Source organism: Armatimonas sp. (assembly GCF_043757465.1).
GTDB lineage: Bacteria > Armatimonadota > Armatimonadia > Armatimonadales > Armatimonadaceae > Armatimonas.
In genome coordinates, this window is sequence record NZ_JAYVPL010000103.1 from 1 (window position 1) to 19,424 (window position 19,424).

Consider the following 19,424-nt stretch of genomic DNA (forward strand, 5'->3'; position numbering starts at 1 on the left):
GAAATCACGTGGCAACGCCGCCACTCCAGGCGACCATGCTCCTTGTCAAACTGCTCGCAGCTCACCACAGGGATGTCATACTTGCTCACCCCCTCGGCAGATTTTGAGCCAGCATGAGCGAAAAGTGATGAAACCGCCTCGTGGAGCTTGGGCTGATTCTCTTTGAGAGTCAGCAGGTAGTCGGCTCCTTTTTCTCGTATCGTCTCCACTGTTTTTTTCTGGCAGTGGGCAGCATCGGCCATAACGGTTGAACCGGCAAGATCGAGTCTCTCCAGTAAGGCTTGCATCGCGCCAATCTCATTAGTGCCTTCGGGTACTTGGTCTTGTGCCAGCATGAGGCGTGAGTCATTAGCCCAGGCATTAAGCATAGTCAGAGCCCCCCGCCCTACTTCGGCATAATGGGAGCCTCGGAGCACTTTTCCATCTATGCTGATGCTCTCGCCTGGCTTTTTAAAGCTTGCCAAGATGCTACTGAGGCAGATCTCTAGCTCTCGAGGAGGGATGCGACTGATGGTTCTAGCGAAGGTATCGTGATGGGGAATGCCATTTGTTAATTGTAGTCCCAGGCTATCTCTGAGCCATTGTATATCTTGTGCTGCTACCCATTCTTGCATGTCCTCCCAAGTGGTTCCCCCTGCCAGTGTTGCGCACAGAGCGATGGTGAGCAGGTCACTGAGGAGGTGAAGTTTGGTTCTGTCGATGCGGGGGTCTTCTATTTTCTCGAAGTGATCTACGAAAATCAGTGCAAGTGTTTTTCGTTTTTTGGAGTCGGCCATGCATTATTATGGCCCAAAATAATCCCCAGAATTTAGATGCGCTCGCCCTGCTCTAAAACCGAAGCCCGACCCGTAGGCCGGTGCCTTCGACGCCATCGCCTGCGCGGAGTGAGCGGAAGTACGCGCCTTCAAGGATGAGATTTCCTGCCACATGAAGCCCTGCGGTTACACGGGCAAGCGGGCCGTTTTTTCGGCCAGGATCGAAGGTGGTGTTATTGCCAAACGTCCCGAACCAGCCCACGCCGCCCCCCAGATTGAGTGTCGTGCCCTCCGTGCCCAGCTTTGCCTGCGACTGAACCCCAAGACCGCCCGCCAGGAAGTTACGCGTCGCTTGGCCGCCGGTTGTCGCCCAGTCCAGGAAAAGTGTTCGCCCCAGGCCCACACTCGGAGGCTCCGTCAGGCGGTGAGTCCAGGAGAGGCCATTGAGCGGGCCGTTGCCCAGGTAGCTCTTAATCTTGTCCGACGGGAAAAAAGCCTGGTAGGAAACTTCCTCGCGCCCAGAGAAGCTGCTGTCAAACTGTGCGCATGCTCCGGAAGCTGCGCCCAGTACTAATGCCAATGTTACTATCGTGCCGATCTTTTTCATAGTGAGAATTAACGTCGCCATGAACTCCGTTTGTGACAGCTAAGACAGTCATAATTTTTACGCGCAGTCATAGCGGATTCAGCGATGCTGTGCTATAATTTTCAGGAACCTCGACAATGACCGACGAGAACTTTAGCGCGGAGCTTGCTCCGAAAATTCAACAAGCCCGAAGTCTGAACCAGCCCTACACGGCTGAGTTTCAAAACATTGCACAGATACTCTGGCACCAGTCTTCTGAGCGCGAATCGTATCCCTTCCTCACTTTTCGCGACGAGCCTTATCCCACAAAGACCTGGCTCTACCATGAGGCTTTTTGCCTTGCCCACCAGACTCTTACCTGGCTTCGGGAGCGCTTCGGTCTGCAAGCCGGAGATCGCATCGCCACACTCACGGGAAACACGCCGGAGACGGTCTTTCTTTATCTGGGAGCGTGGCTGGCGGGAATCACGGTGGTGCCCATCAATATTACCGAGGACGACGAGCGGATCGCCTATATTTTAGAGCACGCGCAAGTAAAAATCGCATTCACCTTTCCCGATCAAGCGGAGCGCGTGAAAAACTGCCCCGTCGCCACCAAGTTCGACTATCACCGCTGTGAGAGGGGAAAGGCGGATTTCTGGCTTTCCTCTCACACTGAGGCGCTGATTGTCTACACATCGGGGACGACGGGAGCGCCCAAGGGGGTGGTTTTAGAGCATCAGAATCTCATTGCGGATGCGCAGGGAATTGCGGCGTGGCACGGCTTCACCGAGAACGACCGGGCGATGCTTGTTCTGCCGATCCACCATGTGAACGGGATTGTCGTGACGCTGCTCACGCCGCTGCTCACGGGCGGGAGTATCGTGCTGAACCGAAAATTCTCCGCCAGCCGCTTCTGGAAGACGATTGCCGAGGAAAAGTGCACCTGGTGCAGCGTCGTTCCCACGGTTCTCGCCTTTCTGGGAGAAGCCCGACTCGATGGCTGGAGCGCTCCGCCGAGCTTCCGCCACTTTATCTGCGGCGCAGGGCCGCTCACCACGGATCTGGCCAGGCGCTTCGAGGATAGATTCGGGGTGCGCGTGGTTCATGGCTACGGCCTCAGTGAGACGACTTGCTACTCGTGCTTTCTGCCGACCGATCTGGATAAAAATCTCTACGCACACTGGATGTGGGAGTGTGGCTTCCCCTCGATAGGTATCCCGCTCCCCGAGAACCAGATGGCGATCCACGATGAAAACGGCGGCGTACTTCCCGAAAACACGCGGGGCGAGATCGTGATTCGGGGTGTGAATGTCATGCGCGCCTACTTTAAGCGCCCCGATGCCAACGCCAGCGCCTTTACCCACGGCTGGTTTCGCTCCGGCGACGAAGGCTTCTGGCGCTTGGGTGCCGATGGCAGGCCCTATTTTTTCATCACCGGTCGCTTGAAAGAGTTGTTTATTCGGGGCGGAGTGAACTACTCTCCTCTGGAAATAGACGAAGTGCTCAACGCGATACCTGGCGTCAAAGCGGCGATGGCGGTGGGCTTTGAGAACAATTTTTACGGCGAGGAGATCGGGGCCTATGTGCAGTGTGAACCCGGCGCGACCCTCACGGAGGCCCAGATTCTCGCGGCGTGCCTACAGTCACTGCCTTTTAATAAGGCTCCGAAAGTGGTTGTCTTTGGCGAGGAGTTCCCCGTGACCAGCACCGGAAAATACCAGCGCGGCAAGCTTAAGGGGCAGTTCGCGGCCTGGAAAGACGCGGAGTTTCGCAAGTGAGTGGCCTCACCACCGGCGCGGCTCCGTTTATCGAGCAGGCGCGAGATTCGGGGCAGCGTTTTATCGCGCAACCCTATGAGCTCTATACCCAGAGCAACCACGAGGCATGGCGGCGGCTCTACGCACGGCAGGAGGACTCGTGGCAACGCTTCGCCAACCGACAGTTTCTGCGCGGTCTCGAAACGCTCCGCCTCGATCCGAACCGCGTGCCGCTTCTCGACGATGTGAACCAGTTTCTCTCGCCGCGCACGGGGTTTGTCGCGCGACCCGTCTCGGGCTACGTCCCTGCCTACGCCTTTTTTGATTGTCTGCGCCAGCGCGCTTTTCCCACAACCATCACGATTCGCGATGCGGAGCGATTAGATTATCTGCCCGAGCCGGATATTTTTCATGACATTGCGGGCCACGTCCCGATGCACACGGATCCCGCATTTGCCGATGCTCTCGTGCGCTTCGGTGACTGTGCGCACACGGCGGCGGAGCTTGCGGCTGGGATTCGCGACAAAGACCAGCAGGTGCAGCAGCTCTCCAGCATTATTCGCGCGATGGCGCGTTTTTTCTGGTTCACGATCGAGTTTGGCCTGATGCGCGAGGGCGATGAGCTAAAAGTCTACGGTTCCGGGCTGCTCAGCTCGCACGGGGAGATCGAGCACGCGATTGTCTCGCCGGAGGTGCAGCGCTACCCGATTCAGCTAGAGTGGGTGATCAACCAGGGCTTTGAGATTGACCACTACCAGCCGCTGCTCTTTATCGTGGCTAGCTTTGATCATCTCTTTGAGCTGGTGGACACGCTCGAAAAATGGATGCGTTTAGGTAAACTAAATAATGTCGCGCCCGGAGAACCTAGTGTCTCCGAGGCGGATTTGAGGAGCTTTTTAGATGCCGGTAGTTGATGTCCTGGTCCCGCAGATGGGTGAGGGTCTGCAGGAAGTGCTCATTGTCGAGTTTTTCAAGAAACCGGGTGATCGGATCACACGGGACGAGCCGTTCTATTCTATGGAGACGGACAAGGCGACTATGGAGGTCGAGTGTCCCCATGAGGGTATTCTGGTCGAGTGGCTCGCTGACGAAGGCGATACATTAGAGATCGGTGTGCCGGTCTGCCGGATGGAGATATCTTCCCCCCTAACCCCCGCCGAGTACCCTCTGGGTGGGGGGGGCACGGTTGACCTCCGCACGATCCCTCCCCGCACCCGCGCCTACGCCAAAGAGAAGGGCCTTAGCGATGAGGTGCTCGCCACCATTCCCGCCGCTAGCGGCAAGCTGATGCCAGAGGATATAGACCGGCATCTTCAACAAACTCCTCGGTTACCGGGGGCGGGAGGCGGGGGAGCGCAATTTTCAGAGCGCCCCGTCTCGCCGCAGGACAAGACCTTTATCTTTCGGTTGCGGCGCAGCGCGGAGCAGGTGATTCCCGCCACCGCCAAACGCCACCTCGACTGGGGGCCGGTTCGTGCCTACGCGGACAAGAAAAAGGCCGAGCTGGCGGACAATCCGCCGTCGGCGTTTAACTGCGTGGCGTGGGCCATTGCGAAGGCCACCGCGGAGCACCCGAAGTTCCGCTCGACGCTTCTCCGCGAGGAAGTGATCCGTGAGCACCACCACGTCAATCTGGGAATCGCGGTCGCCATGCCGACCGGTGAGCTGGTCGTCGCCGTGGTAAACGCCGCCGATACACTGAGTTTTGAGGATTTTGTTGCCGTGTCCAAGGCCAATATTGCCGTGGCGCGCGGCGGGAAAGATCAGGCCACGGAGGCGACACAGCTCGTGCTGACTTACATGGGGCCGTATGAGATCATTGATGCCGTGCCGGTGCTAGTCGCACCTGCGGTGGCGGTGCTCTTTATCGGCTCACCGTTTGAGCAAGGAGGCAAAACGCTCGTGAACCTCGTCCTGACTTTTGACCATCGCCTCGTACACGGAGTCGAGGCGGCGGAGTTCCTCCGAACGATTGTTCAGAATGTGGAGAGCCTCGCGTGACTATTCTTGTGCCCATAAAGCGCGTCCCCGACCCGTATGAGAAAATCCGCGTCCGTAGTGAGGGCACGCTCGATCTGGATGATCTCAAGTGGGTGATCAACCCGTTCGACGAGATCGCGCTGGAAGAAGCGGTGCGCCAGCGTGAAGGCGGGGCAGAAGTCCAGATTGTTACCGTGAGCATTGGCGGGTCGGAGTGTGCGGAGCAGCTTCGTACGTCGCTGGCGATGGGCGCTGACCGAGCAATTCTAGTTGAGACCGAGGATTCTCTTGAGCCGGTAAGTGCCGCGCGATTGCTTCAGGCGGTTTTTATGCGTGAGGAGGCCACGTTGGTTTTAATGGGCAAGCAGGCCATTGACGACGACTACAATCAGACGGGGCAGATGCTGGCCGCACTTCTTGGGGTTCCACAAGCCACGTTTGCGTCGCAGCTCACGCTGGAGCCTGGGCACGCCGTGGTAGTCCGTGAGGTGGATGCGGGGCGTGAGACGGTGCGTGTGACCCTTCCTGCTGTTGTGACGGTGGATCTGCGGCTGAACGAGCCTCGTTATGTGGCGCTGCCTGCCATCATCAAGGCCCGGAGCAAGCCACTGGAGCAGCTTATGGCTACGGAGCTGGGAGGCGTTCCAGCGACGCGTATCGAGGTTGTGGAGCTCTTTGCGCCACCGCAGCGTAAAGCTGGGCGGAAAGTGGCGAGTGTAGATGCGCTGCTCACGGCACTTCGGGAGGAGGCGCGGGTACTATGAAGCTCTTAGTTCTTGGGGAAACGCCGCAGACAGTGACGTTCGCGCAGCACTGGGCCACGGTCACGGGCGGTAGCTTCGTGGTACTGGCTCCGGCATCTATCACGGCGGATGCGCTTGTGGCGACGATGAAGAGCGAGCACTGCGATTCGTTGGCCGGGGCCGCGACATCATTAGGGCGCGATGTGCTTCCCCGTGTGGCGGCTCTGCTCGACTTGCCCATGCTCTCGGATGTGCTGAGCGTGGAGAGCCGCGAGGGCAGGCTCACGCTCACGCGCCCGATGTATGCCGGAAATGTGGTTGCGCGAGTGCGGACTGCCGGTGATGTCGGTGTGTATAGTGTCCGTAGCGCTGCGTTTGGCCAGCCGGAGCCGGGGGCACCTGAGCCCATCACAATAGAGTCAAGCCCCGTGGCTGGCTACGAAGTTCTGAGTCTCGATGCGCCCGAGCAGACGCGTCCAGAGCTGACACAGGCGCGGGTCGTGGTCTCTGGCGGGCGACCCACGCGGGATGCGGCGACATTTGAAAAGCTGATCGGGGGGCTGGCGGATGCGCTGGGCGGAGCCGCCGGTGCGACCCGTGCTGCGGTGGATGCCGAGATTGCGCCCAACGAACTGCAAGTAGGGCAGACCGGAAAAGTCGTCGCGCCCGAGCTCTATATCGCCGCCGGAATCTCGGGGAGCATCCAGCATCTTGCGGGAATGAAAGACTCCAAAGTGATTGTCGCTATCAACACCGACCCCGATGCTCCCATCTTCGAGGTCGCCGACTATGGCCTAGTCGCCGATATCCATCAGGCGATTCCTGAGCTAATCGGGAAGTTGTAGCCAAGTGAACGAAAGTCAGCGCTGATGCCGACCCGGAAAATACTGCTGCATATCACGTCTGGCCAGCAAGTCGCGTTCTATCTACTGGCGCTGGTGGCGATGGCCGTCTGCGCCTACGGCATTTTCCGCCGCTGGAAAGCCTGGCGGGGAGGAAAGCCGCTGCCGCCGGTCACGAACTGGCCCGGACGGTTTCGCATACTCCTGGATCAGACCCTTGCCCAGCGCCGGGTGCGGCGGCGCAGGCTCGCGGGCGGGATGCACGCGGGGATTTTCTACGGCTTTCTGGCGCTCTTTATTGGCACCACCATTGTCGGTATTGAGCACTACGGCGCGCTGCTTTTTGGTGAGCACTGGTTCTACAAAGGCGCTTTTTACCTCCTCGTGAAAGCTGCGCTGGATTGCTTCGGCTCCGGCCTTTTGATCGCGCTCTGTGTGGCGCTCTGGCGGCGGCTGATCACAAAACCCGCGAGCCTAGGAAACTCCCCCTACGATGTTGGATTTCTCGCGCTCTGCCTTGCGGCAACAGTTACGGGGTTCTTACTGGAGGGTGCGGGAATCGCCGCCGACCCGACGCGGCTCTCGTTTGCAGGTTTCTCACCGGTCGGACTCGCCGTCTCGCAGGGGTTTGTGGGGCTCTCGGCGGGGGGCTACACAGCAGTCTGGTGGGTTCACATCGTGCTGGTACTGGCCGTCATTGCCGCGTTGCCCTACGGTCGCCGCTACCATCTGTTTGTGATCCCCGTCAGCGTCGCCCTCCAGCCTGAGCGCCCGATGGGAGTGCTGGAGCCGATTGCGATGAGCGAGGTCGAAGAAACGGGCAAGATCGGTCTCACCGAGCTCGCGGACTTAGACTTCTGGCAGCGACTGAGCCTGGACGGCTGCATGGAGTGTGGGCGCTGCACCGATGTGTGCCCTGCCAATGCAGTCGGCAAGGAGCTCAATCCCAAGCAAATTGTTCTGGATATCCGTCGCTACATAGATAATCCGCGCGCCCTCACGGTGAACGGGGAGGTGATCTCCACAGACTTTATCAGCGATGAGTCGCTCTGGGCTTGCACGAACTGTCATGCCTGTGTGAACGAGTGCCCCGCGCTGATTCGGCACGTGGATCTCATTGATGGCATACGGCGCTTTCGGGTGGCGGAAGGACGGCTAACGGGCTCCGGGGCGGGAATGCTCCGCAAGCTGGGGAGCCGCGAAAACCCCTGGGGCCTGCCCGCGTCGCAACGGCTCGACTGGGCTAAGAGCCTTGAGCCACCGATTGAAAAAGCTACCAAAGACGATAACCGTGAGGTGCTCTTTTGGGTCGGCTGCTCCGGGGCGTTTGAGCCGCGTGCCCAAAAGACGGTTCAGGCTATTGCACAGCTACTCCAAGCCGCCGGAGTAAAGTTTACCGTCTTGGGGCCAAAAGAGCGCTGCACCGGCGATGCCGCGCGGCGTATGGGTGATGAGTTTCTCTTTCAGCAGCTCGCTGAGGCCAATATCGCGACACTGAATGGCATTGAAGCGAAACGCATTGTTACCCAGTGCCCGCACTGCCTGCACACGCTGAAGAACGAGTACGGACAGTTTGGCGGCAACTACGAGGTGCTTCACCACACACAGCTTCTGAGCGAGCTGGTCGAGAGTGGCCGCCTCAAGCTAGAGCCTCAGACAGAAGGCTCGGTCACGTACCACGACCCGTGTTTCCTAGCGCGCGTCAATGGCGAGACCGAAGCGCCTAGAAAAGCACTACGCTCCTCGCTCCAACTGCCCATGCTGGAGCCGGAGCGCAACAAGGACAAGACGTTCTGCTGCGGCGCGGGCGGCGGGCGAATGTGGATGGAGGAGCCCACGACCCAGCGTCCGGGGAACAACCGGGCTCAGGAGCTGATTGCGACCGGGGCCCGTACGGTTGCGGTCGGTTGCCCGTTCTGTAAAGTCATGATCGCCGACTCCGTGGCCGCTGTCGGTGGAGAGAGCCCGCCGGAGGTAGTGGACGTGGCGGAGCTAATGCTACGGGCGTTGCCGCGCGAGTCATCCCGCGTGGTATCGCCCCCATGAACGGGGGCGTCTTTTTGTCGCTTTGCGACACGAAGGCCACTTCGGGCCATGGCCGCTTGCGGCCTTTGTGTCCGAGAGACGAGGACAATATGACGCCCCCGTTCATGGGGGCGATAAAGCGATAAAAGGTGAAATATGCTTGGTGGAGAATTTTTACTGCGCGATGCTGCACTCGATTCTGTGTTTACGCCCGAGGAGTTCAGCGCAGAAGCGCGCTTGATGGGGCGCACTGCCGATGATTTTTTGAAGAAATCAGTTCTGCCACATGTGGAGCGGATCGAGAGCCATGATATTGACTTGATGGCGGAGCTGATGCACAAGGCAGGTGAGCTGGGGCTCCTCGGCGCAGAAGTGCCAGAGGTCTACGGCGGTTTTGGGATTGATAACCGCACGGGCGCACTGATCGCCGAGAAGCTCAACTGGCAGCAGTCGTTCGCGCTCTCCCATGAGGCACATACCGTGATCGCAACCCTACCACTTCAGTACTTTGGGAGCCATGCGCTCAAGAGTAAGTATCTCCCCAAGCTGGCCAGCGGCGAGTGGATCGGCGCGTTTGGGCTGAGTGAGTCAGGCTCGGGCTCCGATGCCCTCGGGGCGCAGACACGCGCCGATCTTTCCGAGGACGGAACACACTGGGTTCTTAATGGCGGGAAGATGTGGATCACAAACACTGCCTTTGCCCAGCTCTTCACGGTCTTTGCCAAAGTGGATGGCGATAAGTTCTCGTGCTTTATGGTGGAGGCGGGCACGCCAGGTCTGTCCTACGGTAAGGAGGAGCATAAGCTCGGGATGCGCGGGACATCCACGCGCCGCTTGATCCTGGAGGACGTCACGATTCCCGTCGCCAATCTCATGGGTGAGATTGGCAAGGGCCACTATGCCGCGTTTTGTGCGCTGAATATGGGGCGCTTCAAGCTTGAGGCGGGCGCAGTCGGGGGGATGAAAGAGACACTTGCGGTGTGTGCGGCCTACGCCAACCAGCGCAAGCAGTTCAATCGCACACTTGGTAGCTTCGGGATGATCCAGGCCAAGCTCGGCTCGCTGTGTGGCAGGCTCTTTGCGCTGGAGTCAGCGGTGTACCGGCTGGCGGGTGACTTGGACTCCGTCTTTGAGGGCATTGACCCGACGGCTGACTCAGCCCCACAGGCGTACCATCACGCCGCGGAGGAGTATTCTATTGAGTGCTCCATTGTGAAAGTGATTGGCAGCGAGCTCTACTCGTGGGCCACCGACGAAGCCATTCAGATCCACGGTGGCTACGGCTACACCGAGGAGTTTCCCGTCGCCCGTGCCTGGCGGGATCAGCGGCTGCTGCGAATCGGCGAAGGAGCCAATGAGATCGTCCGCCCGATCATCGTCAATACGCTCCTACGCCGCGCCAAGCAGGGAAGGCTTGATCTTGCAATGCCGACCGCCACGTGCAGCCTGAAACGCGTCGGCCTGCGCCTGCTCCAGCTTCTGGTGGAACGCTTCGGTGCGAGTCTCAGTGAGGAGCAAGAGGCACTTGGAGCGGTGTCGGATATTATCTGCGCCGCCTACTGCCACGAGAGCGCCTCGCTTCGCACGCAAAAGCTCAAGGGGGCGGCGCAGGAGACGGCAAAAGTCTGTACCGCGCTCTATCTGCACGAGTCCCAAACGGCTGCCGTCGCCCACACCGACCTGGTGCTGACCCGCTGCAACGCCGACCCGGCCCTGCGAGCGAGTATTCAATGTGTGCTTGCCCCAGATTTCACTGCCGATGCGGTTGCTCTACGGCGCACGCTGGCGGCCACGGTTCTCGCCTCGGAGAGGTACCCTCTCGGATGAGCAAGACAGGTGGGGCATTTTTGCAGGGGGAGTTCCCGACTCAGCGGCCCTTCAATTCCTTTGAGAACCAGTGCCTCGCGGCGATTCAGCCGTATCTGGAGGTCGAGGTACGGCCCCGCGCCGACCGGCTGGAAGACGGTGAAGACGGGCTTCTGGAGAGCTTGCTTCGCGAGGTCGGACGGCTGGGCCTGATGGGGGTGGCGATTCCTGAGGAGTTTGGAGGCATTGCGCTCTCCCGGACACTGATCGCGCGGTTCTGTGAGGAGACGGCGCGTGCCTGCCCGAGCTTCGCGATCCCATTTAATGTCCACTCGGGTGTCGCGACTCTGCCACTTCTCTGGTTTGGCACCGACGCACAGAAGGCGCACTGGCTGCCAAAGCTAGCAACGGGTGAGGTGCTCGCCGCCTTTGCGCTCTCCGAACCCAATGCGGGCTCCGATGCGCTGGGGCTCTCGTGTCGTGCCACCCGAACTACTGAGGGCGGCTGGCGGCTGAATGGCCAGAAGGTCTGGATTACCAACGCGGGGATCGCGGATCTGTTCACGGTCTTTGCCAAAGTGGACGGTGAGCACCTCACGGCATTTCTGGTCGAGCGGGGGACACCGGGGCTGAGTGTCGGTCGCGAGGAGAAAAAGCTGGGTTTGAAGGGTTCGCGTACCGCTTCGCTGTTTTTTGAGGATGCACAGCTCCCCGGCGATGCTGTGCTCGGGGAGATCGGCAAGGGGCACCGGGCGGCGCTTTTCCCGCTCAATGTCGGTCGGCTCAATATTGGCGCGGCTGCGCTGGGGATGGCGAAAGAGGCACTGGCCCTTGCCCGCACGCATGCCAGCACGCGCAAGCAGTTCGGGCGACCCTTAGACAAATTTGAGATTATCGCCGATAAGCTCGCACGGATGGCAGAGAAAGTCGGGCGCGCCCAGAGCGTTATCTACCGCACCGCAGCGCTGCTAGACGGGTTCCCGGGTGGCTCGCTAGCGGCGGGTGAGGAGTTTGCCATCGAGTGCGCGATTGCCAAGATCTACTGTACCGAGATGCTGGATTTTGTGGTGGACGAAGCACTTCAGATCCACGGTGGCTACGGTTTCTCCGAGGAGTACGCCATTGCCCGGCTCTACCGTGACTCCCGCATCTTCCGAATCTTTGAGGGCACGAATGAGATCAACCGGCTGACGATCGCCGTGCAGCTTCACAAACGGCTGGTCGCGGGCCGGATCGCTCCACTCGACAAGACCCGGTGCGATCGCTTCACTGAGGCACTCGTCGCGCTGGAAGCCAACCCCGAGAGCCAGCTTAAAGCCGTTGCGCTCGCCGATATCACGATTGATTTGTATGCTAACTATGATGAACCTTGCTGAAAAACTAAGCCGCTACGCGGCAAATCTTACCTACGACGACCTGACGCCCGAGGCGATCCATGAGGCCAAGCGGCGCGTTTTGGACTCCCTAGGCTGCGCGATGGGCGCACGCCACGCCGAACCCGCGCGGATTGCACGGGAGCTGGCGCTGAGCGTGAGCGCGTCGCCAGGCGCGACCGTGATCGGGACAATACACAAGAGCGCTCCGGATCACGCGGCTTTTGCCAACGGTGTGCTTTTTCGCTACCTCGACTTCAACGACACCTATCTCTCCAAAGAACCCGCGCATCCCTCGGATAATATCGCGGCGATCTTGGCCGCAGCCGAAGTGGTGGGCGCAAGTGGTAGGGAGATTATTCTGGCAATTGTGTTGGCCTATGAAGTACAGTGTCGTCTCTGTGATGCCTACTCGATCCGTGCCCAGGGCTGGGATCATGTCACTTACGGCGCGTTCTCCACGAGCTTGGCCTGCGGAAAGCTTCTGGGACTCACCGAGGAGCAGCTCACCCACGCACAGGGGATTGCGGGAACGGTGGGCAACGCCATGCGCCAGACCCGTGTGGGGATGCTCTCGCACTGGAAGGGCTGCGCTTTCGCCAACGCCAGCCGAGGGGGGATCTTTGCGGCGCAGCTCGCCAAACTCGGGATGACCGGCCCCGCCCCAATCTTCGAGGGCGAGATGGGCTTTTTTAATCAAGTGGCACACGGCAATTTCCCCTTGGAGATCGAGGCTTTTGGCCCGCCGTTTATGATCAACCAGACCTATATCAAGTTTTGGCCCGCCGAGTACCACAGCCAGAGCGCAATAGATGCCGCACTCCAGCTTCGGGAGCGCATCCGTGACTGGCGCGAGATTGCCAAAATCGAGATCGCGTCGTTTAGTGCGGCAGTGGAGATTATCGGTGGGGAGCCGGAGAAGTGGCGACCCACGACCCGGGAGACGGCGGATCATAGCCTACCGTACTGTGTTGCCGTGGCGCTCCAGGACGGCGATGTCACTCTGGATTCATTTAATGCCGCACACCTAGGTAATGAGTCACTGCTGGACTTTATCCAGAACATTACGGTGGTGGGGGATGCGGCGCTCAATTCGCGCTACCCCGTGGGAATTCCTAATCGGCTGACCGTGACCCTAAAAGACGGCACACAGCCTGTCTGCGAGGTGACTTTCCCACGCGGCCACGCCCGAAACCCGATGTCGGACACTGAGGTAGTGCACAAGTTTCGCAGCATGGCGAGTGCCTATTTCCCAGAGAACCGTCTGGCGGAGATGATCCAGCGGTGCCTGGCGCTGGAAGACGAAACAAGCGTCACCCCGCTACTGGAGCTCTTCGCATGAGCCCCGGAGCGCGGTTGCGCGGCTTGCTTGGTGACGGCCAGGTGGTGCTACCCGGAGTCTTCAATGCCATTACCGCGCTTCAGGCACAGGCCTGCGGCCACACGGCGCTCTATCTCTCCGGGGCAGGAGTCACCAACGCCCTCACGGGTTTTCCCGATATTGCACTGCTCACGCTGACCGAGATGGCCCAGCAGGCGCGCTATATCTGCCGCGCCGTGCCAGAAACTCCCGTGATCGCCGATGCGGACACGGGCTACGGGGAAGTGCTCAATGTCGCCCGAACCGTGGAGGAGTTTGAGCACGCAGGGCTGGCGGGCTTGCATCTTGAGGATCAAGTCGCACCCAAACGCTGCGGGCATCTCGATGGCAAGAGCCTGATTGAGCCCGAAGCAATGGCCGCCAAGATTCGCGCCGCCCAAAAAGCTCGCCACGACCCGGACTTCTTCCTCATCGCCCGCACCGATGCCCGGGGCGTGACAGGACTCGCCGATGCCATCGCGCGAGCAAAGCGCTACGTAGACTCTGGAGCCGATGCCATCTTCCCTGAGGGGCTAGAAAGTCGTGAAGAGTTTGAAGTGTTTGCCGCTGCTCTCCCCAATACCCATTTACTTGCCAACATGACCGAGTTCGGCAAAACACCGTATCTGAGTGCCGCCGAGTTCGATGCACTGGGCTACAAACTCGTGATCTTCCCGATGACGGCGTTCCGGGCAATTCTTTTTACCGCACGAGACGTTTATACAATGCTGCACGAAACAGGCACGCAGCAAGGCTTACTAGAGCACATGCAGACGCGCTCTGAGCTTTACGAACTGATTGGCTACGAAAACTATTCCGAATTTGATCGGGGGATAAGCCACCCCCTCAGCCCCCGCAGAGCGGGGGAGTTTTAAGAAAATTCCTTATTGTCCCCCCGCAGAGCGGGGGTTAGGGGGCAACTAAATTGGACACAAGTAACTATAGACCCGGCCTCGAAGGTGTGATCGCCGGAATCTCCGCCGTCTCGATGGTGGATGCTGAGAAGAACCTGCTCCTGTACCGGGGCTACGACATCCACGACTTAGTGACGCACTGCACCATGGACGAAGTCGCGTATCTGCTTCTCCACGGTGAGCTGCCCGGTAAAGAGAGCTTGGCGGCGTTTTGTCAACGCGTCGGCACGGATCGTGAGGTGCCCGGTGCAATCTACGAACTCTTTCGTGCGATGCCCAGCGCGGCCCACCCGATGGATCGGCTCAAAGCTGCCGTGGCGCTGCTGGCCACGTTTTTGCCGGAAGACGAGCCCAATAGTCGCAAGGCGGAGCGACTCTACGCCAAGCTCCCGACCCTGGTCTGTGCCTCGTGGCGGATTTCGCAAGGGCAAGAGCCGATAGCGCCCGATCCCTCGCTGTGCCACAACGCTAATTTCTTTCACTTACTCACCGGCACGCCTCGAAGCGACTACATTGCCGATGTGTTTAATGTGACCCAGATTCTGTATGCCGAGCACGGCTTCAATGCCAGCACCTTCGCAGCGCGTGTCACGGTGTCCACGCTTTCGGATCTGTACAGCGGCGTCGTGAGCGCAATCGGAACGCTCAAAGGACCCCTTCATGGCGGCGCAAACGAGGCGGCTATGGAGATGCTCCAGGAAATAGGAACACCGGAACGTGCCGCTACTTGGGTGCGAGAGGCACTTGTCCAGAAAAAAAAGATCATGGGCTTTGGGCACCGGGAGTACAAGCACGGCGACGAGCGTGCAAAGATTGTCAAGGGCTACGCCAAGGAACTCGCGGAGCGGACGGGCACGCGGCTCTGGTGGGAGATCTCGGAGATCGTCGAGGCGGAGATGTTAGCCGCGAAGAAGCTCCACCCGAACCTGGACTTCCCGGTGGCGAGTGTCTACTACTTAATGGGCCTCCCGATTCCACTCTATACCCCGATATTTGTGCTGAGCCGCATCACGGGCTGGAGCGCGCATATTATCGAACAACTGGATAATAACCGCATCATTCGACCCGGGCATCTCTACAATGGCCCAGAGGAACGGAGCCTGAGAGGGGCATGAATGCTGTCATAATCGGAGCAGGCACTATGGGGGGAGGGATCGCCGCCGACCTCGCCAACGCGGGCTGGACGGTGCACCTGCTAGATCAAACTGTCGCGCTGGCGGAGGCGGGGAAGCGGCGGGTGGAGCAGAGTAGCCCACCACTGCTCTATGTGCCGGAGCTTGCCGGGCGCATTCTGCCGGGCTGTGCCGAGGAGCTGAGTGTCTGTGCCGACGCAAACTGGGTGATTGAGGCAATCGCGGAAAAGCTAGCGCTTAAACAGGCACTTCTCTCGCGGCTGGAAAGCGCGGTGGGGCCAGAGACTCTTGTCACGAGCAATACCAGTGGGCTCTCGCTCACAGCGATGTCGGAGCACTGTGGGCAGGCGTTTCGGCAGCGCTTCTTCGGGACACACTTCTTCAACCCACCGCGCTATTTAAAGCTCGTGGAGGTGATTCCAACACCCGTGACGAGTCGCGCTGTGCTCAAGGACTTCATCACGCGGCTGGAGGCACAGACCAACCATCGCGTGGTGGTTGCTCGGGACACGCCGGGGTTTATCTCGACACGGCTGTGGATCACCCACTTACTGGACACCATCCACACCGCCATTGAGCAAGATGTCCCGGTCGAGGTCGTGGATGCACTCACCGGCCCCGCGCTGGGCCGCCCCCGTAGCGCGACTTTTCGCATGGCGGATCTTGTGGGCCTGGATATTATCGCCTCGATCGCGAAAAACCAGTACGAATCCCTCCCCGACGATCCGCTCCGGGAACGTCTACGCCTGCCCGAGCCGCTGGAGCGCCTGATTGCCGAGGGACGCACGGGGCAGAAAGTAGGAGCCGGGTTCTATCAGCGCGTGGGGCGCGAGATTCTAGCGCTGGACTGGCAGACACTGACCTATCGTCCACGGCAGGAGGAAAACACCACGCCCGGAAAAGAGCTGGTTGCGACCATTCTTCCTCGCTTCTTTGGCTATGTCGAAGCCATCGCCGATGAAATTTCAGACAGTGAAGACGCCATTGACAATGCGATGTGCTGGGGCTTCGGGTGGCAAAAAGGCCCGTTTGCAATGGCTCGTCGTGCTCCTGACCCGCCTGTTACGCCCGCGCTCCATGCGTACGAGGGCGCGCTTGTCTTCGAGCTCCGTGGCAAACTGAATGTCTTTGATCCGGCGCTCTGCGCGGCTGTTTTAGAGGCCGTGAGCCAGGCGGAGGCACGCGGTTGTCCGCTGATTTTTACCGGCCAGGGGAGCTGTTTCTCGGCGGGCTACAATCTGGCACGCCTGGTCACCGCCATGGAACGCGCCGATCTTGAGGCAATTGAGGCGGACATGAAGCAGTGCCAGGAGACATTTCTCCGGGTGAAGCACGCGACTATCCCTACCGTGGCGGCGATTCATGGCTACACCCTCGGGGCGGGCTGTGAGCTTGCGCTGCACTGTGGACGGATTGTGGCCTCGCCCGAGACCGTACTCGGCCTGCCGGAGTGCGCGGTGGGGGTGATCCCGTGCGGCGGCGGCGTGAAGGAGGCGCTCTTCCGCTTTGGAACCGCCCAGGCGGCCTTTGAGGCCATTGCCTTCAACCAGAACTCGACCAGTGCTCACGATGCGAAACAGCGCGGCTGGCTGCGGGAGAGCGATGTGATTGTTCGCAATGCCGACCGTCTACTTGCGGAAGCGCGGGTCGCTGCCGGGCTGCCTGTCCCCGTGCTCACACAGCCACCGACGCACGCGGGTTTGTTAGCACTGCCCGCCTCTCTCACGGGGCAGGATCGCGTGATTGCGGAACAACTTGCCTGGGTGCTTACGGGCGGCCCCACCGACGAAGCCACAATTCTAGAGCGGGAGCGGGCGGCATTTCGTGTGCTTGCCCAGGAGCCATCCTCCATTGCCCGAATGCGCTACTTACTCGACACGGGAAAAACACTAAAAAACTGAGTTTTACCCATTTTGACAAAATTTTAAGTATACTGAAGGCGATTCTCAAGGGAGGGAGTTACCATGCGCGAGAGTGGTCTCGGAGTTGTCATTGGCGCAAGCCCCCTAGGCGTCGGGATTGCGGCACAGCTTGCAAACGCAGGTTGGCATGTCCGCTTGCTTGACTCATCACTGGAGCTTGCGGCAAAGGCGCTGGCACAGCTCCGGATGGCACGTCCCCCTCTGCTTTTTCTCCCCGAGTATCTGGAACGGATCGAGCCGGGCAACCTCAATGATCTGACCGCATGCCTGGAAGCGGACTGGATTGTGGAAGCCGTGGCGGAGAATCTTGAGCTCAAGCGGCGACTGCTTCAGCGCTTAGAACTTTTCATTGGACCAACGACCGTAGTGACCACCACCACGCGCTATCTCTCTCTGGCAAATCTGCTGGAAGAGAGGAATGAGCTTCTCCAGGAACGCTTTTTTGGGACGAATTTCACGTCACCTCCACGCTATCATAAGCTGCTCGAGGTCATTCCTACCGCTTCGACCGATCCTGGGCTTCTGGCGCAGTTCTGCACGTTTGCTGAGGAGCGTCTCGGGCACCGGGTGGTTGTGGTACGCGATAGCCCGGGCTTTGTGGCAACTCGTGTTTTTACGGCACACTTCTTTGATGTGTTGCATCTTTCTCTGGAGAGTGAGCTAGATGTGGAGCAAGTGGATGCGCTCACGGGCCGCTTGATCGGGCGCACCAGCGGTATCTTTCAGACTGCGGATCAGCTCGGACTGGACTCGCTCTTGCAGCAGGCACGGGCGCTGGCCACCGCGCTCCCCGATGACCCGTTGCACAATCGGCTGACCCTGCCTGCCATGCTGGCGACCATGCTTGCCAATCGAACCTGGCGAGGATTCTGGCCGCGTGAGGGGAACCTCGTTTTGGATCTAGCGACGGGAACCTATCGTGCGCCCCGCGCGGTCCACCCGGATCCGCAGGACTCGTTTCTGATCTGGATACAGGAGAGCCTTTTTGCCTATCTTGATGCGATTCGTCCACAGATCGCGACCAGCGAGGTCGCGGTTGACCAGGCGATGGAGTGGGGCTTTGGGTGGGATAAAGGACCTTTTGTTCTGGAGGCGGAGCGACGCGGTCGTCTCTACGCGGTGCCATCGCCCCCACCGGAGTATCTGGAGCTCAGCCACTGGCCCGTGGTGGAGCAGGGACCGCTGGGCGCGTTCCGCGATCTGGGCGACGGCGTGGCGTGTTTTTCCCTTCACCCCCCACAGAATCGCCTGACGATGGCGACACTCGACGTCCTTCTGGTGGCGCTGGAACGCGCCGAGCGGGACTTTATCGCGCTCGTCGTTGCGGGGGAGAGCCAGGATTTCACGGCAGGGTTCTCTCTCCAGCGCTGGTGGAATGCGATTGAGCGCGGCGATTTTGATGAAATTGAGACGGATATTCGATCGGCACAGGCTGCGTACTTGCGGCTTGCTCAGGCACGCGTCCCCGTGGTCGGAGCGGTTCAGGGTTATACCCGTGGCGGTGGTGCGGAGCTGGTGCTGCATCTTCCGTCACTGCATCTCGCACCGGAGACCTACCTGGGGCTGACCCAGGTGAGTGCGGGACTACTGCCCAGCTTTGGAGGAATTGCCCAGCTCTATACCCGCCTGGGCGATGCGAGGCAGGTTCTCCAGTTGGTGATGGGAGGGCAGGTCACGACCTCCGCCCACGAGGCCCAGCGCCGTGGATTTCTGCGCCCCACGGACACGATCGCCCGCAACGGGGATCGTCTGTTTTACGAGGCCCGGCAGCAGGCACTGGAGCTCTCCGAAGCCTCGCGTGCCTCGGCATTTCTAGCACCAGCCCCCTGCGATCCCGCCCCACTCCGCACTGCAATGGCCGAGCTGCACGCCGCCGGGCGCATCACGGCGCATGAGCTACGCCTCTCCGAAGCAGTGATCCAGGTTCTCACGGGAGGCCCAAATGATGCCATGTCGTTGCGAGATCGCGAGCGCATCGCCTGTTTGCAGCTCTGCCATGAGCCGCTCACACAAGCCCGGATTCGTCACTTACTCGAAACCGGCCAACCCCTTCGCAACTAGGCTCTGAGTAAATATTGGGAGAGCTTTGGGAGACTTCTCCCGTAGAATATCCCCATGAACGAGCAATGGCACATCCAGCTCCTGGGAGGACTACGACTCCAGCAACAAGAGCGACTCATCACCCGATTCCGCACCCAGAAGACAGGTGGACTCCTGGCCTACCTTGCCTACCACAGGCAGCAAAG

General features: G+C 60.0%; 15 protein-coding genes. 13 read left to right on the forward strand and 2 right to left on the reverse strand.

From position 1 onward, the window contains the following. Window positions 1-776: ISAs1 family transposase (locus ACH2ED_RS13375; RefSeq protein WP_395091874.1), on the reverse strand; the 776-nt coding region annotated here is incomplete at its 3' end. A gap of 52 nt (window positions 777-828) precedes the next feature. Beyond that, window positions 829-1,383, reverse strand: coding sequence for a hypothetical protein (locus tag ACH2ED_RS13380; protein ID WP_395091877.1), 555 nt, complete (start codon window positions 1,381-1,383; stop codon window positions 829-831). Window positions 1,384-1,478: 95 nt separating this feature from the next. Here ACH2ED_RS13380 and ACH2ED_RS13385 point away from each other — a divergent pair, with 95 nt between their 5' ends. The 13 genes from ACH2ED_RS13385 to ACH2ED_RS13445 all read left to right on the forward strand — a co-directional run bounded on the left by ACH2ED_RS13385 (window position 1,479) and on the right by ACH2ED_RS13445 (window position 19,239). Then, entirely contained in the window at window positions 1,479-3,101 is a 1,623-nt protein-coding gene (locus ACH2ED_RS13385) for a class I adenylate-forming enzyme family protein (protein ID WP_395091880.1), read from the forward strand. Beyond that, complete coding sequence (locus ACH2ED_RS13390) at window positions 3,098-3,994, forward strand: phenylalanine 4-monooxygenase (protein ID WP_395091883.1); 897 nt, start codon at window positions 3,098-3,100, stop codon at window positions 3,992-3,994. Before ACH2ED_RS13385 ends, ACH2ED_RS13390 begins: the two co-directional genes overlap by 4 nt. Beyond that, window positions 3,981-5,081, forward strand: a complete 1,101-nt coding sequence (locus ACH2ED_RS13395; RefSeq protein WP_395091886.1) for a 2-oxo acid dehydrogenase subunit E2 — start codon at window positions 3,981-3,983, stop codon at window positions 5,079-5,081. Before ACH2ED_RS13390 ends, ACH2ED_RS13395 begins: the two co-directional genes overlap by 14 nt. Then, window positions 5,078-5,824: an electron transfer flavoprotein subunit beta/FixA family protein gene (locus tag ACH2ED_RS13400; protein WP_395091889.1), complete on the forward strand. Its 747-nt coding sequence runs from the start codon at window positions 5,078-5,080 to the stop codon at window positions 5,822-5,824. The genes ACH2ED_RS13395 and ACH2ED_RS13400 overlap by 4 nt, the downstream gene beginning before the upstream one ends. Continuing rightward, on the forward strand, window positions 5,821-6,648 hold the full coding sequence (locus tag ACH2ED_RS13405) for an electron transfer flavoprotein subunit alpha/FixB family protein (RefSeq protein WP_395091892.1): 828 nt from the start codon (window positions 5,821-5,823) through the stop codon (window positions 6,646-6,648). Before ACH2ED_RS13400 ends, ACH2ED_RS13405 begins: the two co-directional genes overlap by 4 nt. Window positions 6,649-6,672: 24 nt before the next feature. After that, window positions 6,673-8,691: a heterodisulfide reductase-related iron-sulfur binding cluster gene (locus ACH2ED_RS13410; protein ID WP_395091895.1), complete on the forward strand. Its 2,019-nt coding sequence runs from the start codon at window positions 6,673-6,675 to the stop codon at window positions 8,689-8,691. Between the two features lie 135 nt (window positions 8,692-8,826). Continuing rightward, the gene (locus ACH2ED_RS13415; protein ID WP_395091897.1) at window positions 8,827-10,497 is read left to right on the forward strand and encodes an acyl-CoA dehydrogenase family protein; all 1,671 of its coding nucleotides are present in this window, start codon (window positions 8,827-8,829) and stop codon (window positions 10,495-10,497) included. Continuing rightward, a complete protein-coding gene (locus ACH2ED_RS13420; protein WP_395091900.1) occupies window positions 10,494-11,852 on the forward strand; it encodes an acyl-CoA dehydrogenase family protein in 1,359 nt (452 codons plus the stop codon). Before ACH2ED_RS13415 ends, ACH2ED_RS13420 begins: the two co-directional genes overlap by 4 nt. Next, the gene (locus ACH2ED_RS13425) at window positions 11,836-13,191 is read left to right on the forward strand and encodes an MmgE/PrpD family protein (protein WP_395091902.1); all 1,356 of its coding nucleotides are present in this window, start codon (window positions 11,836-11,838) and stop codon (window positions 13,189-13,191) included. Before ACH2ED_RS13420 ends, ACH2ED_RS13425 begins: the two co-directional genes overlap by 17 nt. Further along, a complete protein-coding gene (gene prpB, locus ACH2ED_RS13430) occupies window positions 13,188-14,084 on the forward strand; it encodes a methylisocitrate lyase (RefSeq protein ID WP_395091905.1) in 897 nt (298 codons plus the stop codon). The genes ACH2ED_RS13425 and prpB overlap by 4 nt, the downstream gene beginning before the upstream one ends. 50 nt (window positions 14,085-14,134) lie before the next feature. Further along, the gene (locus ACH2ED_RS13435; RefSeq protein WP_395091908.1) at window positions 14,135-15,238 is read left to right on the forward strand and encodes a citrate/2-methylcitrate synthase; all 1,104 of its coding nucleotides are present in this window, start codon (window positions 14,135-14,137) and stop codon (window positions 15,236-15,238) included. Next, window positions 15,235-17,157 carry a 3-hydroxyacyl-CoA dehydrogenase/enoyl-CoA hydratase family protein gene (locus ACH2ED_RS13440; RefSeq protein ID WP_395091911.1) on the forward strand — a complete coding sequence of 641 codons (1,923 nt, stop codon included), beginning with the start codon at window positions 15,235-15,237 and terminating at the stop codon, window positions 17,155-17,157. Before ACH2ED_RS13435 ends, ACH2ED_RS13440 begins: the two co-directional genes overlap by 4 nt. A gap of 63 nt (window positions 17,158-17,220) precedes the next feature. Further along, window positions 17,221-19,239, forward strand: a complete 2,019-nt coding sequence (locus ACH2ED_RS13445) for a 3-hydroxyacyl-CoA dehydrogenase/enoyl-CoA hydratase family protein (RefSeq protein WP_395091912.1) — start codon at window positions 17,221-17,223, stop codon at window positions 19,237-19,239. Window positions 19,240-19,424: the final 185 nt, after the last annotated feature.

Bases quoted from the DNA above. Each gene is read 5' to 3' on its own strand.
- ACH2ED_RS13380 (WP_395091877.1), bottom strand. From the start codon at position 1,383: ATGGCGACGTTAATTCTCACTATGAAAAAGATCGGCACGATAGTAACA.
- ACH2ED_RS13385 (WP_395091880.1), top strand. From the start codon at position 1,479: ATGACCGACGAGAACTTTAGCGCGGAGCTTGCTCCGAAAATTCAACAA.
- ACH2ED_RS13395 (WP_395091886.1), top strand. From the start codon at position 3,981: ATGCCGGTAGTTGATGTCCTGGTCCCGCAGATGGGTGAGGGTCTGCAG.
- ACH2ED_RS13405 (WP_395091892.1), top strand. From the start codon at position 5,821: ATGAAGCTCTTAGTTCTTGGGGAAACGCCGCAGACAGTGACGTTCGCG.
- ACH2ED_RS13410 (WP_395091895.1), top strand. From the start codon at position 6,673: ATGCCGACCCGGAAAATACTGCTGCATATCACGTCTGGCCAGCAAGTC.
- ACH2ED_RS13415 (WP_395091897.1), top strand. From the start codon at position 8,827: ATGCTTGGTGGAGAATTTTTACTGCGCGATGCTGCACTCGATTCTGTG.
- ACH2ED_RS13420 (WP_395091900.1), top strand. From the start codon at position 10,494: ATGAGCAAGACAGGTGGGGCATTTTTGCAGGGGGAGTTCCCGACTCAG.
- ACH2ED_RS13425 (WP_395091902.1), top strand. From the start codon at position 11,836: ATGATGAACCTTGCTGAAAAACTAAGCCGCTACGCGGCAAATCTTACC.
- prpB (WP_395091905.1), top strand. From the start codon at position 13,188: ATGAGCCCCGGAGCGCGGTTGCGCGGCTTGCTTGGTGACGGCCAGGTG.
- ACH2ED_RS13440 (WP_395091911.1), top strand. From the start codon at position 15,235: ATGAATGCTGTCATAATCGGAGCAGGCACTATGGGGGGAGGGATCGCC.
- ACH2ED_RS13445 (WP_395091912.1), top strand. From the start codon at position 17,221: ATGCGCGAGAGTGGTCTCGGAGTTGTCATTGGCGCAAGCCCCCTAGGC.